At 41.2% G+C, this 19,912-nt stretch carries 18 protein-coding genes and 1 pseudogene; 8 read left to right on the top strand and 11 right to left on the bottom strand.

Annotated features, from left to right (window positions below):
* Positions 1-98: 98 nt before the first annotated feature.
* Positions 99-554: a DoxX family membrane protein gene (locus FSB73_RS13465; protein WP_146783114.1), complete on the bottom strand. Its 456-nt coding sequence runs from the start codon at positions 552-554 to the stop codon at positions 99-101.
* A 175-nt stretch (positions 555-729) separates the two neighbouring features.
* On the opposite strand from FSB73_RS13465, the gene FSB73_RS13460 reads away from it, so the two are divergent.
* Complete coding sequence (locus tag FSB73_RS13460; protein ID WP_146783111.1) at positions 730-1,101, top strand: hypothetical protein; 372 nt, start codon at positions 730-732, stop codon at positions 1,099-1,101.
* A 111-nt stretch (positions 1,102-1,212) separates the two neighbouring features.
* Positions 1,213-1,934, top strand: a pseudogene (locus FSB73_RS27630) (MBL fold metallo-hydrolase).
* A gap of 39 nt (positions 1,935-1,973) precedes the next feature.
* Here the strand turns inward: FSB73_RS27630 and FSB73_RS13450 are convergent.
* Positions 1,974-5,135, bottom strand: coding sequence for a triple tyrosine motif-containing protein (locus FSB73_RS13450; protein WP_158639548.1), 3,162 nt, complete (start codon positions 5,133-5,135; stop codon positions 1,974-1,976).
* A gap of 283 nt (positions 5,136-5,418) precedes the next feature.
* Between FSB73_RS13450 and FSB73_RS13445 the strand changes: the two genes are divergently transcribed.
* The 6 genes from FSB73_RS13445 to FSB73_RS13425 all read left to right on the top strand — a co-directional run bounded on the left by FSB73_RS13445 (position 5,419) and on the right by FSB73_RS13425 (position 12,787).
* Positions 5,419-6,963 carry a glycoside hydrolase family 30 protein gene (locus FSB73_RS13445; protein ID WP_225973997.1) on the top strand — a complete coding sequence of 515 codons (1,545 nt, stop codon included), beginning with the start codon at positions 5,419-5,421 and terminating at the stop codon, positions 6,961-6,963.
* Between the two features lie 111 nt (positions 6,964-7,074).
* Positions 7,075-8,271 (top strand): glycoside hydrolase family 30 protein, encoded by a 1,197-nt coding sequence (locus tag FSB73_RS13440; protein WP_225973996.1) that lies wholly within the window; start codon positions 7,075-7,077, stop codon positions 8,269-8,271.
* 113 nt (positions 8,272-8,384) lie between these two features.
* Positions 8,385-8,528, top strand: a complete 144-nt coding sequence (locus FSB73_RS25010) for a glycoside hydrolase family 30 beta sandwich domain-containing protein (protein WP_262712329.1) — start codon at positions 8,385-8,387, stop codon at positions 8,526-8,528.
* A gap of 45 nt (positions 8,529-8,573) precedes the next feature.
* Positions 8,574-10,133: a glycerophosphodiester phosphodiesterase family protein gene (locus FSB73_RS13435; RefSeq protein ID WP_146783106.1), complete on the top strand. Its 1,560-nt coding sequence runs from the start codon at positions 8,574-8,576 to the stop codon at positions 10,131-10,133.
* A gap of 75 nt (positions 10,134-10,208) precedes the next feature.
* Positions 10,209-12,104, top strand: coding sequence for a cellulase family glycosylhydrolase (locus tag FSB73_RS13430; RefSeq protein WP_146783103.1), 1,896 nt, complete (start codon positions 10,209-10,211; stop codon positions 12,102-12,104).
* 221 nt (positions 12,105-12,325) lie between these two features.
* Positions 12,326-12,787: a universal stress protein gene (locus tag FSB73_RS13425; RefSeq protein ID WP_146783100.1), complete on the top strand. Its 462-nt coding sequence runs from the start codon at positions 12,326-12,328 to the stop codon at positions 12,785-12,787.
* Here FSB73_RS13425 and FSB73_RS13420 read toward each other — a convergent pair.
* The 9 genes from FSB73_RS13420 to FSB73_RS13380 form a co-directional block, all read right to left on the bottom strand.
* A complete protein-coding gene (locus FSB73_RS13420; protein ID WP_146783098.1) occupies positions 12,766-13,041 on the bottom strand; it encodes a hypothetical protein in 276 nt (91 codons plus the stop codon). The genes FSB73_RS13425 and FSB73_RS13420 overlap by 22 nt on opposite strands.
* 400 nt (positions 13,042-13,441) lie before the next feature.
* Positions 13,442-13,927: an ankyrin repeat domain-containing protein gene (locus FSB73_RS13415; protein WP_146783095.1), complete on the bottom strand. Its 486-nt coding sequence runs from the start codon at positions 13,925-13,927 to the stop codon at positions 13,442-13,444.
* Positions 13,908-14,120, bottom strand: coding sequence for a GH-E family nuclease (locus FSB73_RS13410; protein ID WP_146783092.1), 213 nt, complete (start codon positions 14,118-14,120; stop codon positions 13,908-13,910). The genes FSB73_RS13415 and FSB73_RS13410 overlap by 20 nt, the downstream gene beginning before the upstream one ends.
* Before the next feature lie 47 nt (positions 14,121-14,167).
* Positions 14,168-14,593, bottom strand: a complete 426-nt coding sequence (locus FSB73_RS13405; RefSeq protein ID WP_146783089.1) for a hypothetical protein — start codon at positions 14,591-14,593, stop codon at positions 14,168-14,170.
* 7 nt (positions 14,594-14,600) lie between these two features.
* Entirely contained in the window at positions 14,601-15,071 is a 471-nt protein-coding gene (locus FSB73_RS13400; protein ID WP_146783086.1) for a hypothetical protein, read from the bottom strand.
* A gap of 137 nt (positions 15,072-15,208) precedes the next feature.
* Positions 15,209-15,832, bottom strand: coding sequence for a hypothetical protein (locus tag FSB73_RS13395; protein ID WP_146783083.1), 624 nt, complete (start codon positions 15,830-15,832; stop codon positions 15,209-15,211).
* A gap of 71 nt (positions 15,833-15,903) precedes the next feature.
* Entirely contained in the window at positions 15,904-16,098 is a 195-nt protein-coding gene (locus FSB73_RS13390; RefSeq protein WP_146783080.1) for a hypothetical protein, read from the bottom strand.
* Positions 16,099-16,309: 211 nt separating this feature from the next.
* Positions 16,310-16,543, bottom strand: a complete 234-nt coding sequence (locus FSB73_RS13385; protein ID WP_146783077.1) for a 4a-hydroxytetrahydrobiopterin dehydratase — start codon at positions 16,541-16,543, stop codon at positions 16,310-16,312.
* 413 nt (positions 16,544-16,956) lie between these two features.
* Complete coding sequence (locus FSB73_RS13380; RefSeq protein ID WP_146783074.1) at positions 16,957-19,764, bottom strand: outer membrane beta-barrel protein; 2,808 nt, start codon at positions 19,762-19,764, stop codon at positions 16,957-16,959.
* Positions 19,765-19,912 lie beyond the last annotated feature (148 nt).

Genomic DNA, 19,912 nt, shown 5'->3' with positions numbered 1-19,912 from the left:
TACAAATATCGGGCAAATTACCTAAATATTGTTTTTAAGGTAGTTGGTTTGTGTACGCCTCAAAAAACACTTACTAATCGGCCATTTTTTTTATTCGCTTACTTTCTTTTTGATCTGGACAAATAGGCGTCCACACTAAGGCTATTTACCTGTGCCGCTGGTTTTGAAAGTACGACCGCTAACAAAAAACAGGTACCAGCGCCAGACCAGACACTATAATCAAAAGGGGCCTTTATGCCAAGGGCAAAGGTCATAGCCAAGGCGAATAAACAAAGCAAGCAGCCGGATAGTATAGCTGCCTTTTTTGTCCAAAGTCCAAGCAGGAGTAAAAGCCCCAGGACTGTCTCCAGTATAGTAGCGATCATTGCTAAAACAGTACTTGTTTTTTGACCGGCAAAATAGAGCAGCTGCTGCGTATAGTTTGCAAAGTTACCAAAGCTCCCCCAAGCAACGTTTGGGGAGCCGGGCGCGCCCCACAGACCGAACCGGTCTGCTACCGCAGACAAAAAGCCCAGCGCTACTGCCAGACGGGCAAAAAGAACGATTAATTTCATGGACCTGGACGATTGATGTATTCAAATGTACATCCCTGGAGGAGAAAATCCATTAAACCAGTTTAAGAAATAACCGGTTTTCCTGTTCTCAGGTTACTTATCGCAACAAATTGCATAAAAAATCCAGCAATATGCCGTAAATTGCTGCTGTAATGCAGCGTTAAAAACCTTACACATGAAAAAGTTCCTGACGATCTTCATCACTATTCTGATCCTGTCCACAGGTCTTTTTGTTTATTTTAAATATTATTATGTCTTTGCTACCGGTGTAAAATCCGGCGTGCTCAATTATGCTGTCTATAAGGGCAATTTATTTAAAACCTATGAAGGTAAACTCATCCAGCAAGGCTTTGGTGCGCAAAAGAGTGGCAGCTTTCAGAGTTATGAGTTTGCTTTTTCAGTGGATGACAGTGCTGTCTTTCATCAATTAGAAAGAAACAGTGGTAAGGTCTTTGATCTCCATTATAGAGAATATCATGGCAGACTGCCTTGGCGCGGACACTCTGTTTATATCGTTGACAGTATTCTGGCCATGCGGGATCAGTGAGTATTATAAAATTAAATATCAAAATTGGAAACAAATAAGCCTAATCAAGGGCAAGAACAGTCTTTATTGGAGATAACATTTTTAGGTACCGGGACCAGCAGCGGTGTGCCCATGATCGCTTGTCACTGTGAGGTCTGTAGTTCTAAAGACAGTAAAGATAAAAGACTGCGCAGCAGTATTCTTATCCGATTTCAGGATAAAACCATTGTCATTGATACCACGCCGGATTTTCGCTCTCAGATGCTGCGTGCGCAAAATGACCGGCTGGATGCCGTATTATTTACACACGCACACAAGGATCATATCGCAGGCCTGGATGACATCAGGGCCTATAATTATTTCCAGCAAAAGCCAATGCAGGTCTTTGCCACCAAGGCTACCCAAAAGAATTGATCCGCGAATTTTATTATGCATTTGCCGAGTTCAAATATCCGGGTATCCCACAAATTGTCTTAAACAATATAGAATCGGACCCTTTTGAAGTGGAGGGTATCCGGGTAACGCCTATCCGGGTATGGCATCACAAACTCGAAGTAGTGGGCTTCAGAATTGGCGACTTTACTTATATTACGGATGCCAATAAAATCGATGCGCCTGAACTTGAATTAATTAAAGGCAGTAAGGTACTGGTTTTAAATGCGCTCAGAAAGGAAAAACATATCTCCCATTTTACGCTCAGTGAAGCGTTGGCACTCATTGAAAGTTTAGAAATTCCAGAAGCGTATCTTACTCATGTCAGTCATCAGATGGGCTTACATGCAGAGATATCCAAACAGTTGCCCCCGCATGTGCACCTGGCCTATGACGGCCTGGTGCTGAACATTCCTGTTTAATAAAGACCAGCAAAGGGCGTGCGGGTCCTGCCCTGGCCTTTAAACATCCAGATCCAATTGGTGGTCACCACTTCCTTGGCCTCTTTCACCGATCGGCTCTCCACTGGCCTGTGTCAAAAAATCATACAGACTCGTCTGTGCGCTGGGAATACCAAGTTTTTTGCGCAGCCGATATCTGGCAACCTCCACGCCTTTTAATGAGATATTTAATAGCTGGGCCATTTCTTTGGAGGATAAATTCATTTTGATATAGGCACAGATTTTCAAATCAGCCGAGGTAAGTTCAGGATAGGCTGCCTTCATATTGGCCAGAAAATTATTGTGCACTTCATCAAAGTGGATGGCAAACTGTTCCCAGTCAGCGTCCTGTTTTTCTGCTTCCGTGAGCATTTTAACCAGTTTGGCAAAATCAGCATGGCGTTGATTATCCGGCAGTTTCTTAATAGCGCCCGTCAGCTCTTCTTTTAGTTTTGAGAGGAGTTTACCTCTTTTAAACAAATGCATGGTCGTGGAAGCCAGTTCCTGATTCTTAAAGGCAACTTCCGCCTCCAGTTTTTCTTTCTGGAGCTGGATGATCTCCCGTTCGCTGTGTTCAATTTCTAATTGATGTAAATACCGCAGTTTTTGTTCCTCTTTTTCAAATTTTACGCGCTGGGCCTCAAATTTTTTAAGTAACAGATGCCTTCCATAAATCAGGGCTGCAAAAAACAGCAAGGTATAAACCAGAAAAGCAAGTGTGGTCTGATACCAATGCGGCAGGATGACTATTTGATAATGCATCACCTTTGAATCCATACCAAAACGATCTCTTGCCTTGACCATAAAAGTATAGCTTCCATAAGGCAAATTGGTATAATCTTTCTCCTTTTTAGCTGACCATGCGCTCCAGCCATTATCAAATCCAACCAATTGAAAACTATATTCAAACTCTCTTGGTGGCCGATAAGAAGTGGCTGTAAAGGCAAAGTGAAATGAATTATACCTGGCGGGCAGCCGTCTGATCATGTCTTCAGGTTGATTTTTAACGACCTGATCATCCATTGAAAAATACCCGTTAAACAAAGTAGAATCCTTATGTGAGGCAATGGCCGTGACTTTGGTCAGTAATAATTGTACCATGGCTTGCCCCGCCTGGTATTTATCGATATTGATATGGATTAGGCCATCATTGGAGCCGACAAAAATATTTTTATCATTGACAGGCAGAATAAATTCAAATCCAGAAATCAACTTGCCTGTCACTTCTGGAAAATACCGGATTCCTTTTCCAGGAAGTACAACCCCCAGCTTTTTATGACTCACAAACCAGATCCGACCTCGCGCATCCTGCTTAACCAGTCGAATGGACATATGGCTAAAAACCTTTGCGTAAGTCGTGTCGGGGAAAAAACGATCTCTTTCTGTGTCATATTTATACAAACCGTCATCGGTACAAAATACAATATCGTCCCCTAAGGTGTAAACATAATTATTTAATGTACCGGGCAATCCATCTTTTTGCGTGTAAAGTCTGACTGAAACGACCTTTTTCATATCAGGCGTCATCTGCAATCCGTAAACGCCTCTATATGGGTGAGAGGCAAAAATGATATGATGCGTCGTATCCATAGCCATAAACCTGAGGGATTCAAAGGGGCTTCCAGGGACACGACCTGCATCTACAATCCGGCCCATGGAATCTTTCAATAATTCCATACCGGCATAATTGCCTGTGATCCAGGGACCGCTCTTCTTGCTAGCTCCGGGCACTGCCTGAAAAAGCCAGACGCCTTCTTGTTTATAAACAGGCCTGACCTGATCCCCATCCGCCTGAAACAATCCTTCATTATGACCCATTAACAGGTGATCACCTGTGCTATAAAGTCCCCAGACTTGTCCTGAACTCCCTCCCACTTTTGTAAAATGCCCCCTGCTAAAACTTAAATCACTGGAGATGGGCAAACTAAGTGGTGCCTTATATAACCCGTCGGAGGTGCCGATAACCAATTGATCTTTATATATGAGGGCAGTATAACAAGCGGATGGGGTGTTATATACGGGACTGATTGTTTGGATAAAAGAATTATAATCCACCAGATCAATGCCTTTGTCCAACCCTAACCATAGATTTTGTTCCTGATCCACAAACAAACTGAGTACATTGTTGTTTTGCAGCCGGGAATCGCTATTAAAATGCCTGGTCACAGTGGCAATTGGATAGTGCTGGTTAATATTTAAGGTTGTTATGTCACTAGCGCTGTAGGGTTTATCACGCGGTTCTTTATTCGTATTATTAATATTTTCAGCTGTCAAATGGATAATATATACACCTGCTGAGGTGGTTCCAAAGGCAAAATCCTGCTCGCTACCTTTAATGCTCGTGGCTGCATAGATGTGCGCTGCTGCAATCGCGGGTGGTAAAGCAATGGGTTTTAAATTTGTTCCCTGCAAATAATAAATACCATGCTTTAGGGTCGTAATCAGATAACCACCTGATGGTGCTGGCAGGATAGCGGTAATTACTTGATTATTAAATGCAGTTGGCACAAGTACTTTCCACTTTCCCTGTCGATACATCAATAAGCCCTGTTTTCTGTCCTGGGCAATGACCCCTTGACCTACGCAGGCCATATAAATCCATTCACTGGGTGCGGGATAAACCACTGATTTTCTTTTTTCCAGCGCCGTATCGATGGCTATAATTCGGTCTGTACATCTAAAATAAACCCTTCCACCGGTAATCCCGGCATTCCAGACATCGGCAAAACTCTGTTGACTTTTGGGCAAATAATCTTTCAAAGAATGGTAGGCCAACATGCCGTCTGCACCCGGAAAATAATAACCAATCTCATCTTGACCTCCCGTAAAGACACGTCCCCTATTACCAATCACCAAGGACCTGACCAGCGTTTTATTAGGCAAAGGAAATAAATGCCAGTCATTACCATTATAAGTTAGCAACCCCTCCGTATTGGCAAAATAAATTACGCCCAGACTATCTTGGGTGATCATCCAGTTTTGTACACCGGCCTCAAAATCTTTTTCTGTAAAATGTACCACGCCTGGAAGTCCGATGGTGGCAGAATTGGTTTGTTGCCCATTAACAGCCATTACGAATAGGCATGGCAATAAAAGTAATAGTCCAAAGCGCAGACGAGGAACCTGTCTTATAAACCGGATTATTTGTCTTTTTAAACCTTTATTAATTATTGGGGGATTCACCGGTTAAAATTGAGGATTTTGCTTTAAAAATGTTTAAAAATTCTAAAGCATTCCGCTAGTTGGGTAGTAACTAATTGATTTTCAATAAAAGCATTTTTTTATGTAGAGGTAATGTAGGGGTGTATTGTTTGGAAGCAGGGGTTAAAAACGCAAACTTTACCTAAAAATTTTTAACAACTCTCTTTTTAATTATATAAACATTTAAAAGCCTTTAAGATATTTTAAAAAATAACCAGATCCATTTATTGGATATTTTAAAGGATTAAAAATCATTTTCACATTTATGCAAGCGTCCCAAAAAATGCAATTTTCACATCGAAGTATTAACCTGATAGCCGGCGCAGCCAGTACGGTCATGACTCTCCTACTCATGGCCGGCTGCCAGCCTGGCAATCCCGGACAAAACTTTTCAAAAAACAGTGGGAGGGCTCAGGGAGATTCTCTGACAACCATTACCTATCATCAAAAGCAGGCCCCACTGCAGTATACGACAGCCAAAAATACAGCCCTTAGGATTACGCCCACAGATACCTTAAGGTGGGAAGCGAAAGACCAGCCCCTTGAAACCGATATTTGTGTTTTTTTGGATCCCAGTCATCAGTTTCAGCAAATCATCGGATTTGGCGGGGCACTGACGGACGCTTCCGCGGAAACCCTGGCTAAACTTCCAGAAAATCTGCAGGATAGTGTAATTAATGCTTATTATGATCCGAATGAGGGGATTGGTTACAATTTTGGTCGAACGAATATTGGCAGTTGCGATTTTTCCAGTGCCAGTTATATGTATGTTGCAGAAAACGATACCACACTTTCCTCATTTAGTGTAGCGCATGACCAAAAGTTCAAAATACCACTCATCAAACGGGCCATGGCCAAGGTGGGCAAAGATTTCAATCTTTTTGCCAGCCCCTGGACACCACCTGCCTGGATGAAAGACAATCATAATATCCTGCATGGCGGGCATTTATTGACCAAATATTACGGATTGTGGGCCGATTATTTAATCAAGTTCATCCAGGCCTATCATAAGGAAGGCATTGACCTTTGGGGTATTTCTGTTCAAAATGAGCCTATGGCCAACCAAACCTGGGAATCCTGCATTTATACCGCTGAGCAGGAAAGGGATTTTATAAAAAACGGCCTTGGACCTGCACTACATAAAAATGGGTATCAGGATATAAAACTAATTGCCTGGGATCATAACAGAGATCTGTTGCCGCAAAGAGCCAGTGTATTATTAAATGACCCCGAGGCAGCAAAGTATATCTGGGGACTTGGACTGCACTGGTATGAAACCTGGTCGGGCACAAAACCTTTGTATGAAAACGTTCAAAAAGTGCAGGCCGCCTTTCCAAATACCCATTTACTGTTTACGGAAGGCTGTCAGGAAAAGTTTGATTATAGTAAAATTAATGACTGGGCGCTCGGAGAAAGATATGCAGATAATATACTGCATGATCTAAATAACGGTATAACTGCTTATTGTGACTGGAATATTTTACTGGATCAAACCGGAGGTCCCAATCACGTTGGCAATTTCTGCTTCGCTCCCATAATTGCCAATATCCCGCAAAAAGAACTGCATTTCACAAACGCCTTCTGGTATATAGGTCAGTTCTCTAAATTTATCCATAAAGGCGCCAGAAGAATTAGCAGCACCACCAACCGCTCTGACCTGCAGGTGAGCTCATTTATTAATCCTGATGGCACACTGGCCTCAGTGGTATTTAACCAAACAGACAAAGATATTAGCTTTCATTTTTGGTTAAATGGCCAGTGGGCAGCAGCGAAAGCCAGGGCACATAGCCTGAGCACTGTATTACTGTAGGTGATCAAAAAAAAATGGGTGGTTTGTTTGAAGGTTGAAATTAAAAACAGCCACCCTTTTCAACACTTAAGCTAAACCCCTCTTTTCTAAACCGAGCCAACTTTTAAATTTATGCAACGAAAAAAAATCTTTGGGCGGGCGTTATTAATGCTTGTAGCGATGCTTATGTTTTCATCGCTGACAGCTTTTGGCAAAAACCGTCTTGCTGATTGCGTCAGCAAGACGGGCGTAACTGCGGATTCATTGCAGCCATACCTGACAACCATGGATCAAACGAGTTTACTCGCAAAACAGCCTAAAATTGCTTTTAGGGATCCCTCAACAAACAGTTCCCTGGATCAGATAAACATAGATACAGCCACTAAGTATCAGACCATAGACGGGTTTGGTTTCTGCCTGACAGATGGCAGCGCAAGCCTGATTGAGGCCATGGCACCCTCAGACAGGAAAGCTTTATTGGAAGAACTATTTGGACTTAAGGGAGACGCCATTGGCATTAGCTACCTTAGAATCTCTATTGGCGCTTCAGATCTTAGTGACAGCGCTTATAGTTACGATGATAGACCAGCTGGAAAGACGGATAAAAATTTATCCCATTTTTCAATTGCTAAAGCAAAAATCCATTTGGTCCCCCTGTTAAAACAAATCCTTGCCATCAATGCTTCGATTAAGATATTAGGGTCTCCCTGGTCCGCACCTAGTTGGATGAAAACAAATGATAGCTCCAAGGGCGGTAGTCTACTACCAGAATATTTTGAAAGTTATGCCCGGTATTTTGTGCGGTATATTAAAGCCATGCAAAAAGAAGGGATTAGGATCGATGCGATTACCCCGCAAAATGAACCTTTAAATCCTAAAAATAATCCCAGCATGTATATGACAGCTGAAGATCAACGGGATTTTATTAAAAATAATCTGGGGCCCGCTTTTAAAAAGGCTCGACTTACTACTAAAATTCAGATCTATGATCACAATGCAGACAGGCCGGACTACCCTTTAACGATATTAAAGGATCCGGCGGCAGCAGCTTATGTGGACGGGTCTGCTTTTCATTTGTATAATGGAAAGATTACGGCCTTATCAGCCGTACATAATAGCTTCCCGCAAAAAAACATTTATTTCACAGAACAATACACCCCCGATAACGGTTCATTTGCCGGGGATATGCGTTGGCACATTAGCCAACTGATTATTGGTGCCACCAGAAACTGGAGTCGCAATGTGTTGGAATGGAATCTGGCCATTGACCCTAATTTGGGTCCCCATACCCCGGAGGCTGCACAACGTGTCTGGGTGCGCTCACCATAGAGCGTACATTAATTAGCAGGAACCCATCCTATTATATTATTGCGCACGCCTCGAGGTTTGTGCCTGCCGGCTCTTTAAGGATTGGTTCCAACGAAATCCAAGGTGTTCCAAATGTGGCTTTCCTTACGCCTGCCGGCCAAAAAGTTTGTATCCTTGTCAATACCACGGATCAAAAGCGCAGTTTTAATCTTTCTTTTAATGGAAAAGTGGCGCCCATTTCACTCAGTAGTGGTGCAGTGGCGACACTAGTTTGGTAATTGCAAAGCGATCTTATAATTTAGTGTAAACTAAAGCTATCAAGCATGAAACAAAAAGCACTCCTACCCCGGCTCCTGTCCATTAGCCTACTGCTACTTGCAGTCGCTGTTCAGATTGCCCCCTTGCAGGCAAGCGGGCAATCTGCAGTTGACAATACTCGGGGCATTTACACCCATGTAGTGGCCCATAGAGGCGCCTGGAAAAAAACAGGACTACCGGAAAACTCCATCGCCTCACTTCAAAAAGCCATCAGTCTTGGTTGTATGGGCAGTGAATTTGATGTGCAACGCACAATCGATGATTCCCTGGTAGTAAATCACGATCCGACTTTCAATGGATTGACCATTGAAAAAAGTACGTACCAACAGTTAATGGGAACGCCCCTTAAAAATGGCGAGCACCTGCCTACGCTCAGGCAATATTTAAGTGCTGCGCTCATTAATGGTAGTCACACTACCCCCGTTTTGGAAATCAAGCCTTCAGTTGTGAGTAAGGCCAGGGCCATCCAAACGACAAAGGCTATATTAGGCATGGTCAGCCAGTTCAAAGCTATCCAGAAAATTATTTTTATCAGCTTTGATTATGAAGTGTTAAGGGAGATTCACAGGCAGTATCCCAACGCCATTACGCAGTACCTGAATGGCGATAAATCGCCGGCTACCTTAAAAGCAGACGGCATCAGTGGTGCAGATTATCACTACAGCGTTTTTCAAAAACATCCGGATTGGATCAGGGAGGCAAAAGACAAATCAATTATGCTCAATGCCTGGACGGTAGACGACACATTGACCATAGATTGGTTATTGGCCAATGAATTTGATGCCATTACCACAAATAAACCTGAGCTAGTGGCTGCCAGAGCGGCCAGACATGCAAAAATCTATGGTCACAAAAAATTGGTCTTCTCTGATGAGTTCAATCAAGGTGGTGCACCTGACAGAAATTTCTGGAAATACGACACAGGTAGCCATGGATGGGGCAATCATGAACTTGAAAATTATACAGACGGCGATCGTAATAATGTCTTTATAAAATCCGGACTCTTGCATATTGTCGCGCAAAAAGATGCGAATCAGCCCAAAGGCTATAGCAGTGTGCGTATGGTGCAGAAAAAGGGCTTTTTGTTTGGCAGGCTGGAAGTCCGGGCAAAGCTTCCCCCCGGACGCGGCCTGTGGCCTGCCATTTGGTTATTGCCTGACCGGTTTAGCTATGGTGGATGGCCTGCCAGCGGGGAGATTGACCTGATGGAAAATGTGGGATACAATCCGGATTCTGTATTTTTTACCATCCACACTGAGAAGTACAACCATGTAAAAGGAACGCAAAAATCAAAAGGTATTTTTGATTCAACACTTTATTCACGCTTCCACACATATGCCCTGGAATGGACCCCTGAAAAAATCACATTTTTCCTGGATGACCATAAGGTTTTCAGCTTTGCCAATGAACATGGAGTGCCTGGTTACAAAAGCTGGCCTTATGATAATCCATTCCACTTGATTTTAAATATTGCGGTCGGTGGAGACTGGGGCGGAAAGCATGGTATAGATAATAATGTATTCCCGGCCACCATGCTGGTGGATTACGTAAGGGTTTACCAATAACACAAATATGCATTTATAGATTTATAGATATCTCCTTTTGGATAATAAATTAAAATAATAAGCAAATCTCCTACTATGACTTATTTTGATACGGATTCACATGCGCCTAATTATAGCGCTGTTGTGCGGCTTTTAAACCCATTAAGAAGCCTGTACAAATCTTTACTAAAGACAACCTTGTTATTACTAGCGCCGGTGACCCTTACCTTTTCTTTCGCCACTAAATCTGAAGCCCAGTTTTTAAAAGTAGCCGGGACACAAATTACGGATGGGACTAATACCAATTTTATTATAAGAGGTGTTGGATTGGGCGGCTATATGTTGCAGGAAGGTTATATGTTTCATGTTGGTTTTTTGGGTACGCAAACAAAGATTAGAGAGAAAATTCAGGATATAGTCGGTGCTGCTAATACGGAAAAGTTTTATAAAGACTGGCATCATAAGTTTATCCAAAAGGCAGATATAGATTCTATGGCTGCCTGGGGTTTTAACGCTATCCGGTTGCCCATGCATTACAATCTCTTTACACTACCCATTCAAAAGGAACCAGTAGCTGGTCAAAATACCTGGCTACCTGAGGGATTTACATTGGTGGATTCATTACTTTCCTGGTGTACTCAGGCGCATATCTATCTGATACTCGATTTACATGCTGCCCCAGGTGGACAAGGAGGTGATTTGCCTATCAGTGACCGCGACCCTCAATTGCCTTCTCTTTGGCAATCAAAAGCCAATCAGGACAAAACAGTGGCACTCTGGGAAAAATTAGCCGAACGTTATAAAGACGCGCCTTATATTGGCGGTTATGACCTGCTCAATGAGACCAACTGGGGTTTTACGGACAGTACTGATACCAGGGGCACTCGAGAACAAAAAAACCAGCCTTTATGGGATCTGCTGAAAAGAATTACGCTGGCCATCCGGCGTCTTGATAAGCGTCATATGGTGATACTGGAAGGCAATGGATTTGCCAACAATTATCACGGATTGGATAGTTTGTGGGATAACAATATCGTGCTTAGTTTCCATAAATATGGTAATTTTAATACCCAAAAGTCTATCCAGTATTTTTTAGACCTCAGAGAAAAACTGCATGCCCCCATCTGGCTGGGCGAATCTGGAGAAAACTCCAACAACTGGTACACCCATTGCATTAGACTTATGGAAGACAATCAGATTGGCTGGAGTTGGTGGCCCTGGAAAAAAATGGGACTAAATAATCCGCTGGAGATCAAAACACCTAAAAATTACCAGGCTTTTATTAGATACAGCGCCGGCAAAGGACCTAAACCCGACTCAGCTACTGGTAAAGAAATTTTAAGTGAATGGCTCAAAAACATTCAGATTGGTCATAATATTATCCATAGAGATGTAATCTATTCTATGTTCCAAAGTGTACAACATCCGGCGACTGCTCCTTTTGCCCCCTACGCACTGGGAAAACGTCCCTGTTATATACTCGCAGCGGATTATGATTTAGGTGGCAATGGATACGGGTATCTGGATAAAGATACAGCACGTTATCAATATACACCAGGCGTACACACAGATGGCAATAAAGGGCATCAGTACCGTAATGACGGCGTAGATATTCGGATTGATTCCACAACTGGCAAACCATATGTATTTTCCATCCAAGACGGCGAATGGCTGTCTTATAGCCTGCAAATTGCCGATGCAGGAAAGTATAGGTTGCAACTGGATTATGCAATAGGACAAACAAAAGAAAACGCTGATACAACGGCACATATTGATATTCTACAGGGAACAACCAAAGTGGGTCAATTAGACCTCGATCTCGGTCTCGGAACTCAACAGGAACCTGGTAGCCCCCAAAACAAGCATTTTACCATTAGCAAACCTATAAATATCGGCTTAGGAGCCAGTTCAAATGCAGGGCCAATAAGGTTAAAATTTAATCATTCAGGGCTGCTATTAAGAGGGATAATTATCAAAGAAATGGGGCAATAGGGCAATTTTATTGGTAGCTAAAATGCGCAAATATCGATGCTGAATGAAGCAAAAATGAGTTATGTTGCTGCAAATTAAGTAAGACAATAGTCCAGCTCAATTTGCAGCAATTTTTTTTGGCAGAATTTGGAGCAGAATTTGCAGTAAATTTTCTTAGGAAATGGGGACCTAGTCCTAATCAGCCTTGCGTCCACCTAATATTCACCTTAAATTGCACGGATATGCCTATGGTCTTTAAAAAGATGTTGATTGCAGTGGATGGCAGTCCATGTTCAGAAAACGCAGCTAAACATGGTCTGGAACTCGCAACCACGTTACAGATACCCGTTGCCTTATTTTCTGTCATTGACAGAAGTCAGGAAATCATCCCAACGGATTTGGAAGTAAAGCCTATTCAAACAGGTACATTTTTGGAGGAGCAAGCTAGAAAAAATATCCGGCACATAATGGAGAAGTTTGTTCCCAGAACGATGGAAGGACAGGTGCAGGAAATACTCACCGAAGGGCTACCCAGAGAAGAAATTCTGCGTAAATTAAAGGACTGGCAGGCGGAGATCCTGGTTGTCGGTACGCATGGCAGAAAAGGTCTTGCTCATTTGCTTTTGGGAAGTACCGCAGAATACCTGGTGCGTCATGCTAAAATCCCGGTGTTGGTCATTCCTTATGATGGGCCTGATGTATAACATGCTGATTGATACAAAACATTTACACCTCCGGTGATATTAGACTGCTTAGTCTGGATGATCCGGCCCTTATTATCATAAATCTGGCAGGTAGTAATATATGCGGTGGCAATACTATCCAAAATCCTGGTCTTGGTCCAGGTAACCAGACCTTTGGTACTGACTTGAGTACTGCTGGCCATAATCTGACTCGGAGTAATAGCATGGGGATGCGTAGATGTACTGGCAATCTGCAGGTAACTATGAAAGCGCAAAGTCTTTTACATTTACCAGTCTCATAGCAAAACTGTAAGTGTAATTTTGCAGGTCAAAGACTTTAGATTTTGGCTCGCATCTCGAATTACTGCACATTCCTTATAAATCCGATATCCTGGCTCAGAGCTATATTTTATATTAAACGACATTGGTTTGAAATAGTTAACCCTTTCAAGTTGTCTGAAATAAATATATCCTTAATTGGACCTTTCCAAACAAACTGCAGTTGAATCATCCAAATTCATATACGGTACATGGGGGAAGTAGATGGTGAGTCGTTTGTATTGCCTATCATTATTATTTGATTCCAAATAGAGTGTAATATAAAATTTCAGAAATAGTTTATTGTTATAAATCATATTGATCAAGGATAAGTAGTAAAGTACTCCTTACTCGATTTTAAAAGAACTGTTTAATATTGTAATTAGCTATCGTATTTGCCAATTCCAAAGGACTTATTCCCGAATCATTTCTATTGTTAACATCTGCTCCATAAACAAGCAATAATTTAATCATTTCACCCTTTCCCTTGGATTCGAATACAGCTCGCCATAATGGTGTATTTCCATAACAATCTTTAATTTCAATTTCAGCCCCATGCTCGAGTAGCAATGCAGCTGTGTTAATAAGATAATTTTGAGCTGCATAATGTAATGGAGACCACCCTTTATTATCCTTGATGTCAAGGATAGGATTACTCTTTAATAATTGCGCGACCATTTCAACTGATTTACTAAGTACAGCATAAAAAATTGCGCTTCGTTTGTCTCCATCTTGGTAATCAATTGTCTCTCCGTTCTGCCAATTATCAATATAGTTCAAATCATTGCCCAATATTGCTTTAATAGTTTGATCTGATAATTTTTTATTTTCTTTTTTCTTCATATTTATGGCCTTCTATTTCGTTTCTATCTTCTAATTGATATAAATCAGAATTGTTTTCTTCCTCGATAACCTGCTGTCGCGTGCTTCCCTTTTTTTTGTGCATCACCTTCCTTACATTCCATTCTTCACCAGGTTTATGACCAATGTCTGTTTCATCTTCATTCAAAACTTTACCTGTATTTGGATCAACCATTTGTTCTTTATTAGTTCTTGCTATTTCTTGGCTGATCCTTTTTGGTTTTATTTTTGTATTCTTTCTTCCCCTGAAATTGTGGTTGTTGCCGCACCTGGAGTAAGTGCAATTCTTTTTTTTACATCCTTGGATTCAAGGCCTTCTAATTCAATTGCGTTTATTATCTTATTTTCACTAAAGGCATAAGTGCTATTATACGTATATTTATCAGCCAACGGATCAACCTGCCAAAATCTACCAATTTGGGGGATCACCCATACGGTATTTGAACTCATACATATCCACGCCCAAAAACTCATTGAGCTCCTGCTTCTGAATGTGTTCTTGTAATTATGCAGAGTGCCTGCGGCGATTAATCCTATCCCGTTTTGCTGCAACCCAAATGGATAATAACTATTCACCTCCATTATCGGACTAGCTACATTATAATCTTCCGTAATCACCATACGGGGATTACCCAGCTGATCCCTCAAGAAATAATTATACCCAGCGCTGTCTATTGGCATCTGGTCTTGCCCTGCCTTCCCCTGTTGAAAAGAACTGTAACGTATCCTTGGTATAAACCGCATTGCCAACATATAGGGTTGTGGTCACTTTAGCAGGCAATGTTGTGGAGTCCACAACCCGTTTCCTTAGTTTACTGCCCGATGCATCATAGCTATAGTAGATGCTGCCCTTACCACTGATCCTGATAACGTCAGGTAAATTTAAATAGTTATACCCTATTAATGAAATCTTTTTATTGGCATCACTGCTCATATTACCATTTCCGTCATAGGTATACTCCAGCGCCAGGTTAGACCCATCCTGAAAATCCCCCAGCTGATCCTGACTGTCTGAAGGAACATTACCTGTTACTTTGATCAGCTTATTACTATTTGACTGATAACTATAGGCTAACTGATCGATTATAGCCGAATTGCCACTGTTTTTAAGCCCATACTGGTTCATGGTCTTAATATTACCATTCTGATCATAGCTCAGGTTGCTGACGCTGTAATTAACTTGCTGGTTGCTGAAGGCAGTCCCCTATACTGCCCGAAACTCACATCAAATAAAATAATAGTCCTAATGTAGAAATTTGGAAGTTATTTGCGTTGAAGTCGTTCGAAATACACTCCTTTTCCGTCCTTTGAATCCCAGAACTGATCATCTTCTATATCGATATTCAATTTCTTCAAATAACTTAATAGAACAGGCTTGTTAATCCGCTTAGGCTTAATTCGATTTTCATAATTGGTTGTATCTTCAAATGGCTGCACTTCCCCAACGGCATAATAAACCCACCTATGTGTTTCTTTAATGGCATAAACTACCCTTTCAGTCTCTTTATTGTTCGAATAATCACGATAAGTCAGATAGAATGCAGGTAAATCATCCTTGCTGTATTTAATGTTGGTGAATGAAACAGAGATTGCAGATAGGGAATTTCTTTCACACAAGCGGTATATCAAACTGGAATATCCATCTATTAAATTTGCAATAAAAGCAGTTTTATTGGGTAGATTTTTTGGTTCCCATATTAAATACTTCCTTACCCCATTGTATTCTGGTTCTCCAATGTATATTTTGTCTGGATCAATCCTGCGGATTGATATTCTATATTCCTGGACGGGGCCATCATTTGATATCTTATCAATCATTTTTTGGCAAGCCTGAACATCTTTGTCAATGACCGTTAGCGTTAAATACGTAAACTTATCTAAAATCATAATTTATTGCATTATTTTTAATATTTTTTCCAAAATTGTCGTACGAATAACAGAATTGGGGTCGTTCTTCCTTATTGTTTTTCGTATTTCTGACTATTGGATTTTTTATGATCAAATTCTTCATTGTGATGAACGCCATCCTTGTAGTTATATTGAATATTGGGCCTAATTTTCCCCACTTTATTGCCGTTCTTATCTACCTGCTGTTGATTTTTTCGGAATTCTGTTGCATCTCCATTGTTCAACTTCTCAACTCTTTTATCCAAAGCGTCATTGTGATTTTTTGAGCCATGCTGAGGAGACTTTCCCCCAACTATTGATTTTGTCGATTGGTCTGGGTAATAACTATTGTTACCCTTAAAAATGGCGAACCTATGGGAATCCTTATATCTTTAACCTGATCGGGATTGTTATAAGCCCAGATAAAAGCAGCAGTTGATGTTCCAAATATTAAGCCAATAGGGCCCGTAATAAACATTAAGCCACCAGCTTATCAATAGCTTTAGCCAGTGCTCTATCCTTATCTGTGACAATATCGCCGGCGTCATGAGTACTTAATTTGATATCCACTGTATTCCAGGTATTTGACCAATTTGGGTGATGATTTAGTTTCTCCGCGATTAGCGCCACCCGAGTCATAAATGCAAATGCTTCACTAAAATCCTTAAAGGTGAATATTCTACATAATTGATTGTTTTTTTCTTCCCACATAATATTTTTTTTAAAGATGCTGGCGAGTGTAATTACCGCCTTTTATAATCTGGCGCAATATACATGCCACGGCCAAATAAACGGCAATTTTCAATAAATCACGCAGGTGTAAAATTAATTTTTTCGAGGATTAACCAAGGATTTTGCAGCCAATGTGCCTGCAAAAGCTGTTTTATAACGGATTTGGATTCAAATTGCACTACCCTTTGACTACAATTTAAAAACGGGCAGGCTAAGCAGTCCATTAATTTAACTGCCGCCAACCCGTTATTTTATATAATCCCCTGTTTTTTTTAGTACTTATATGTGCCCTTAGTGAAGGTTGTGGAAACTTTTACACTAATTATCCATTTTACAGAGCTAAATCGGACCTAAAATCCGACTTGTATTTTGTGTGCTACTTCACCAAAGGGTTAAAATCCCCCTCTTCCACCGCCGCCGCCACGACCGCCACCGAAACCACCTCTACCGCCGCCAAAATCACCTCTTGGAGGACGATTTCCACCGGGTCCCTGACGCATACGCTTACCACCGAATTTACGCAGGTTATAGGTAAAGGTTAGCATAAAATAACGTTTCAAGACGTTACTTTGGGACCAACCGATAATATTATCTGTTCTGGTAAAATTAATGCCTTTGTTCTGATTTAATATATCGTTAACGGAGAGTTTCAACTCACCGGCCTGATCTTTAAAAAGGTGTTTTGTGATCCCTGCATTCCAAATAGGGATGGATGTATTTTGCCCCGCAGGCAATCCTGCATAAAATCTATAATTAAAGTCAGAGCCGATTTCCCAGCCGGATTTAGAATACCAGGTTCCGTCAAACCCAATAGACTGGGAGTAATAGTTACCGTCTTGATTATTACTAACGGTATAACTGGCAAAGTTGTAGGTCGGATCCGTTGAGAAATCAATATCAACATCTTCACTCAGGTTTGTGGTCCAGCCGATACGTTGACTAAGTGTCGTTGTATAGGTATAACTATGCACATCATTAATTAAACTGGCTTTACGCTGATTGGATATGCGTGTAGACAAGTTAAGATTAGATTTTGGTGTATTGATCGGGAATCCCCAGTTCAGATAACCGCTGACATTATAAAACCCATTCATATTGATCGGTACGGTAGAATCTCCGCCATTCGATAGTCTATAAATGGCATTAACAATATTGTGTTGGGTGATATCAGCACTGATGGTGGCAAAGAAGGTCTTGTTGTTTTCCCTGTCAAAATTAGTATAGCGTAACATAAAGTTATGCCCAAATTCCTGTTTCAGATCAGGATTACCGCTGGTGATATGCAACTGATTGGAGTTATCTACAACTGGTTGTAACTGGGTTACACTTGGTTGGCTGGTACGTCCACGGTAATTAAAACGCAACCTCCTCGTATTAGAGAATTTATAAGATAGAGAGGCGGTTGGATACATATTGACATAATCCTGGGACAGGTGAATATCTTTGGAGATATTATCGCTCTTCAAATGCCCCAGTTGTACGCCTGTACCGGCGCTGAAGTTTAAGCTACCATTATTATACATATAGCTCAGCGTTGCCCTATTGGACTGATAAGTGTTCTCATATAAGTTCGTCAGATCCTGATTCGCTTCGGTAAATCCACCGGTTGTACTGTCATAATTATAAGTCTTTCGATCAGAATTGGTTTTACTATAGGAGTTGCCGATCTCTAATTGCAACATCTGGAATTTTGCAATAGGTTCTGTATAAGAGAGGGTTGTATTGATCGATTTGTTTTCATTCACAGAAGAATACCGTTGATTGGTCAAGCTATCTCTATCATTCTCATAGGTATAGATATCCGCAAAATTAGTCCCTTCGTTTTCATTACGATTGGCAGAGAGATCAACATCCAGAGAGATCGTACGGCCTTTCTTTTTAAAGGCGTGGCTATAAGTAGTTCCCACAGACGCATCATAGCTATTGGAGGTGCTGGTATTTCTGGAGTTAGAACGGCTGATATTGGAGGTATCACCGTCAATCAACTGCGCAATCTGACTGGAAGATGTGCTATTGCTGTTCCCTCTACGAATATTAATATTAGGACGGATTCTTAATCTGTTACTAGAATCAAAGTTCGTTTCCAGATTCAGGTTAAACCGGTGATTCTGATTATCTGTAATTCCCAGGCTATTTCTGTTGGTTAACTGGGAAGTATCCTCGCTAAACAAGTTCTGATTAAATGATTTGCTGTCTTTTTCCTGATGGATTTTATTATAAAAATAACTACCTGAAAATTCTGTTTTCTTAGAAAATTGATCTCTGTAATTAATACCGGCTGAAAGGGTTTTATTCAGACCATTATTATCACCACCGTCTCCCCTGGTAAACATCTGTTGATTGACATTATTAAAATTACCTAAGAAACCGATCCTTTTATCCCCATCCATACGAAACAGGCGAGCATTGATATTATAAAGCCCGTTTTTAAATTCGGCGTCATCATTACCGATTCCGGCGGAAGAACGGCCAAAAGAACCTTTTCTTTTATCCTTCTTGGTGACGATATTAATGGTTTTAATCGTATTTCCATCATCAAAACCACTAAATTCTGCCTGATCACTTTTGCCATCAAATACCTGAATTTTATCTACAACATCTTTTGGCAGATTCTGCGTAGCCAGTTTCGGATCATTGCCGAAAAATCTTTTCCCATCTACGAAAACCCTGGAGACGGCTTCTCCCTGGCTCTGAATAGAACCATCCTTACTCACTTCCACACCAGGCAGTTTCTTTAAGAGATCCTCTACGGTTGCATTGGGTTTGGTCCCAAATGCATCCGCATTAAACTCGGTAGTATCTCCTTTTAAGGTAACTGGCACAATGGCCGTTACCACAACCGTACCTAGTTCATTGAGTGTCTGTTGTAAGGTGATCTCTCCAACATTTAGATCCGGATTTTGCTTACTGAGCGATACGTACCGATCCACGACATCATATCCCTGAAAGGATATGCGCATAATGTAGGTTGTCAGATCAAGATTGCTAAAGCTAAAGCGTCCGGTACTATCGGACAGGGTTCTTTTGATACTGGCTGTATCGGCCGCCTTTAATAAGGAAATCGTCGCCCTATTGACATTGTTGGAGATCGTGTCTACGATCTGACCGGATATTTTCCCATTGCCAGAACCCGACTGAGCATTCGCTTGGCCTATTAACAGAAATCCGGCGATAATACTTACGACAATTCTGAAACGCATAATATTTTTGAGCTATATTTTAAATAAAATTCGACTTGAGCAGTTCACTTAAGTTTAAGCAAAGGTCTATCTCTGAGGGCTAAAACAAGCCTCTTTCGGTAGAAACATGGAAAGATTAGGTTAAATTAAGTTAACCCCTCACATAAAC

The sequence above is a fragment of the Arachidicoccus ginsenosidivorans genome, from assembly GCF_007971385.1.
Lineage (GTDB): Bacteria > Bacteroidota > Bacteroidia > Chitinophagales > Chitinophagaceae > Arachidicoccus > Arachidicoccus ginsenosidivorans.
Note: the sequence above shows the minus strand (reverse complement) of the source record. Positions and strands in the feature narration are given on the sequence as shown.

What these genes read in the sequence shown, in the direction of transcription:
- FSB73_RS13465 (WP_146783114.1), bottom strand. Translation starts at nt 554, where the DNA reads ATGAAATTAATCGTTCTTTTTGCCCGTCTGGCAGTAGCGCTGGGCTTT.
- FSB73_RS13460 (WP_146783111.1), top strand. Translation starts at nt 730, where the DNA reads ATGAAAAAGTTCCTGACGATCTTCATCACTATTCTGATCCTGTCCACA.
- FSB73_RS13445 (WP_225973997.1), top strand. Translation starts at nt 5,419, where the DNA reads ATGCAAGCGTCCCAAAAAATGCAATTTTCACATCGAAGTATTAACCTG.
- FSB73_RS13440 (WP_225973996.1), top strand. Translation starts at nt 7,075, where the DNA reads ATGCAACGAAAAAAAATCTTTGGGCGGGCGTTATTAATGCTTGTAGCG.
- FSB73_RS13435 (WP_146783106.1), top strand. Translation starts at nt 8,574, where the DNA reads ATGAAACAAAAAGCACTCCTACCCCGGCTCCTGTCCATTAGCCTACTG.
- FSB73_RS13430 (WP_146783103.1), top strand. Translation starts at nt 10,209, where the DNA reads ATGACTTATTTTGATACGGATTCACATGCGCCTAATTATAGCGCTGTT.
- FSB73_RS13425 (WP_146783100.1), top strand. Translation starts at nt 12,326, where the DNA reads ATGCCTATGGTCTTTAAAAAGATGTTGATTGCAGTGGATGGCAGTCCA.
- FSB73_RS13415 (WP_146783095.1), bottom strand. Translation starts at nt 13,927, where the DNA reads ATGAAGAAAAAAGAAAATAAAAAATTATCAGATCAAACTATTAAAGCA.
- FSB73_RS13410 (WP_146783092.1), bottom strand. Translation starts at nt 14,120, where the DNA reads ATGGTTGATCCAAATACAGGTAAAGTTTTGAATGAAGATGAAACAGAC.
- FSB73_RS13400 (WP_146783086.1), bottom strand. Translation starts at nt 15,071, where the DNA reads ATGAACCAGTATGGGCTTAAAAACAGTGGCAATTCGGCTATAATCGAT.
- FSB73_RS13395 (WP_146783083.1), bottom strand. Translation starts at nt 15,832, where the DNA reads ATGATTTTAGATAAGTTTACGTATTTAACGCTAACGGTCATTGACAAA.
- FSB73_RS13385 (WP_146783077.1), bottom strand. Translation starts at nt 16,543, where the DNA reads ATGTGGGAAGAAAAAAACAATCAATTATGTAGAATATTCACCTTTAAG.
- FSB73_RS13380 (WP_146783074.1), bottom strand. Translation starts at nt 19,764, where the DNA reads ATGCGTTTCAGAATTGTCGTAAGTATTATCGCCGGATTTCTGTTAATA.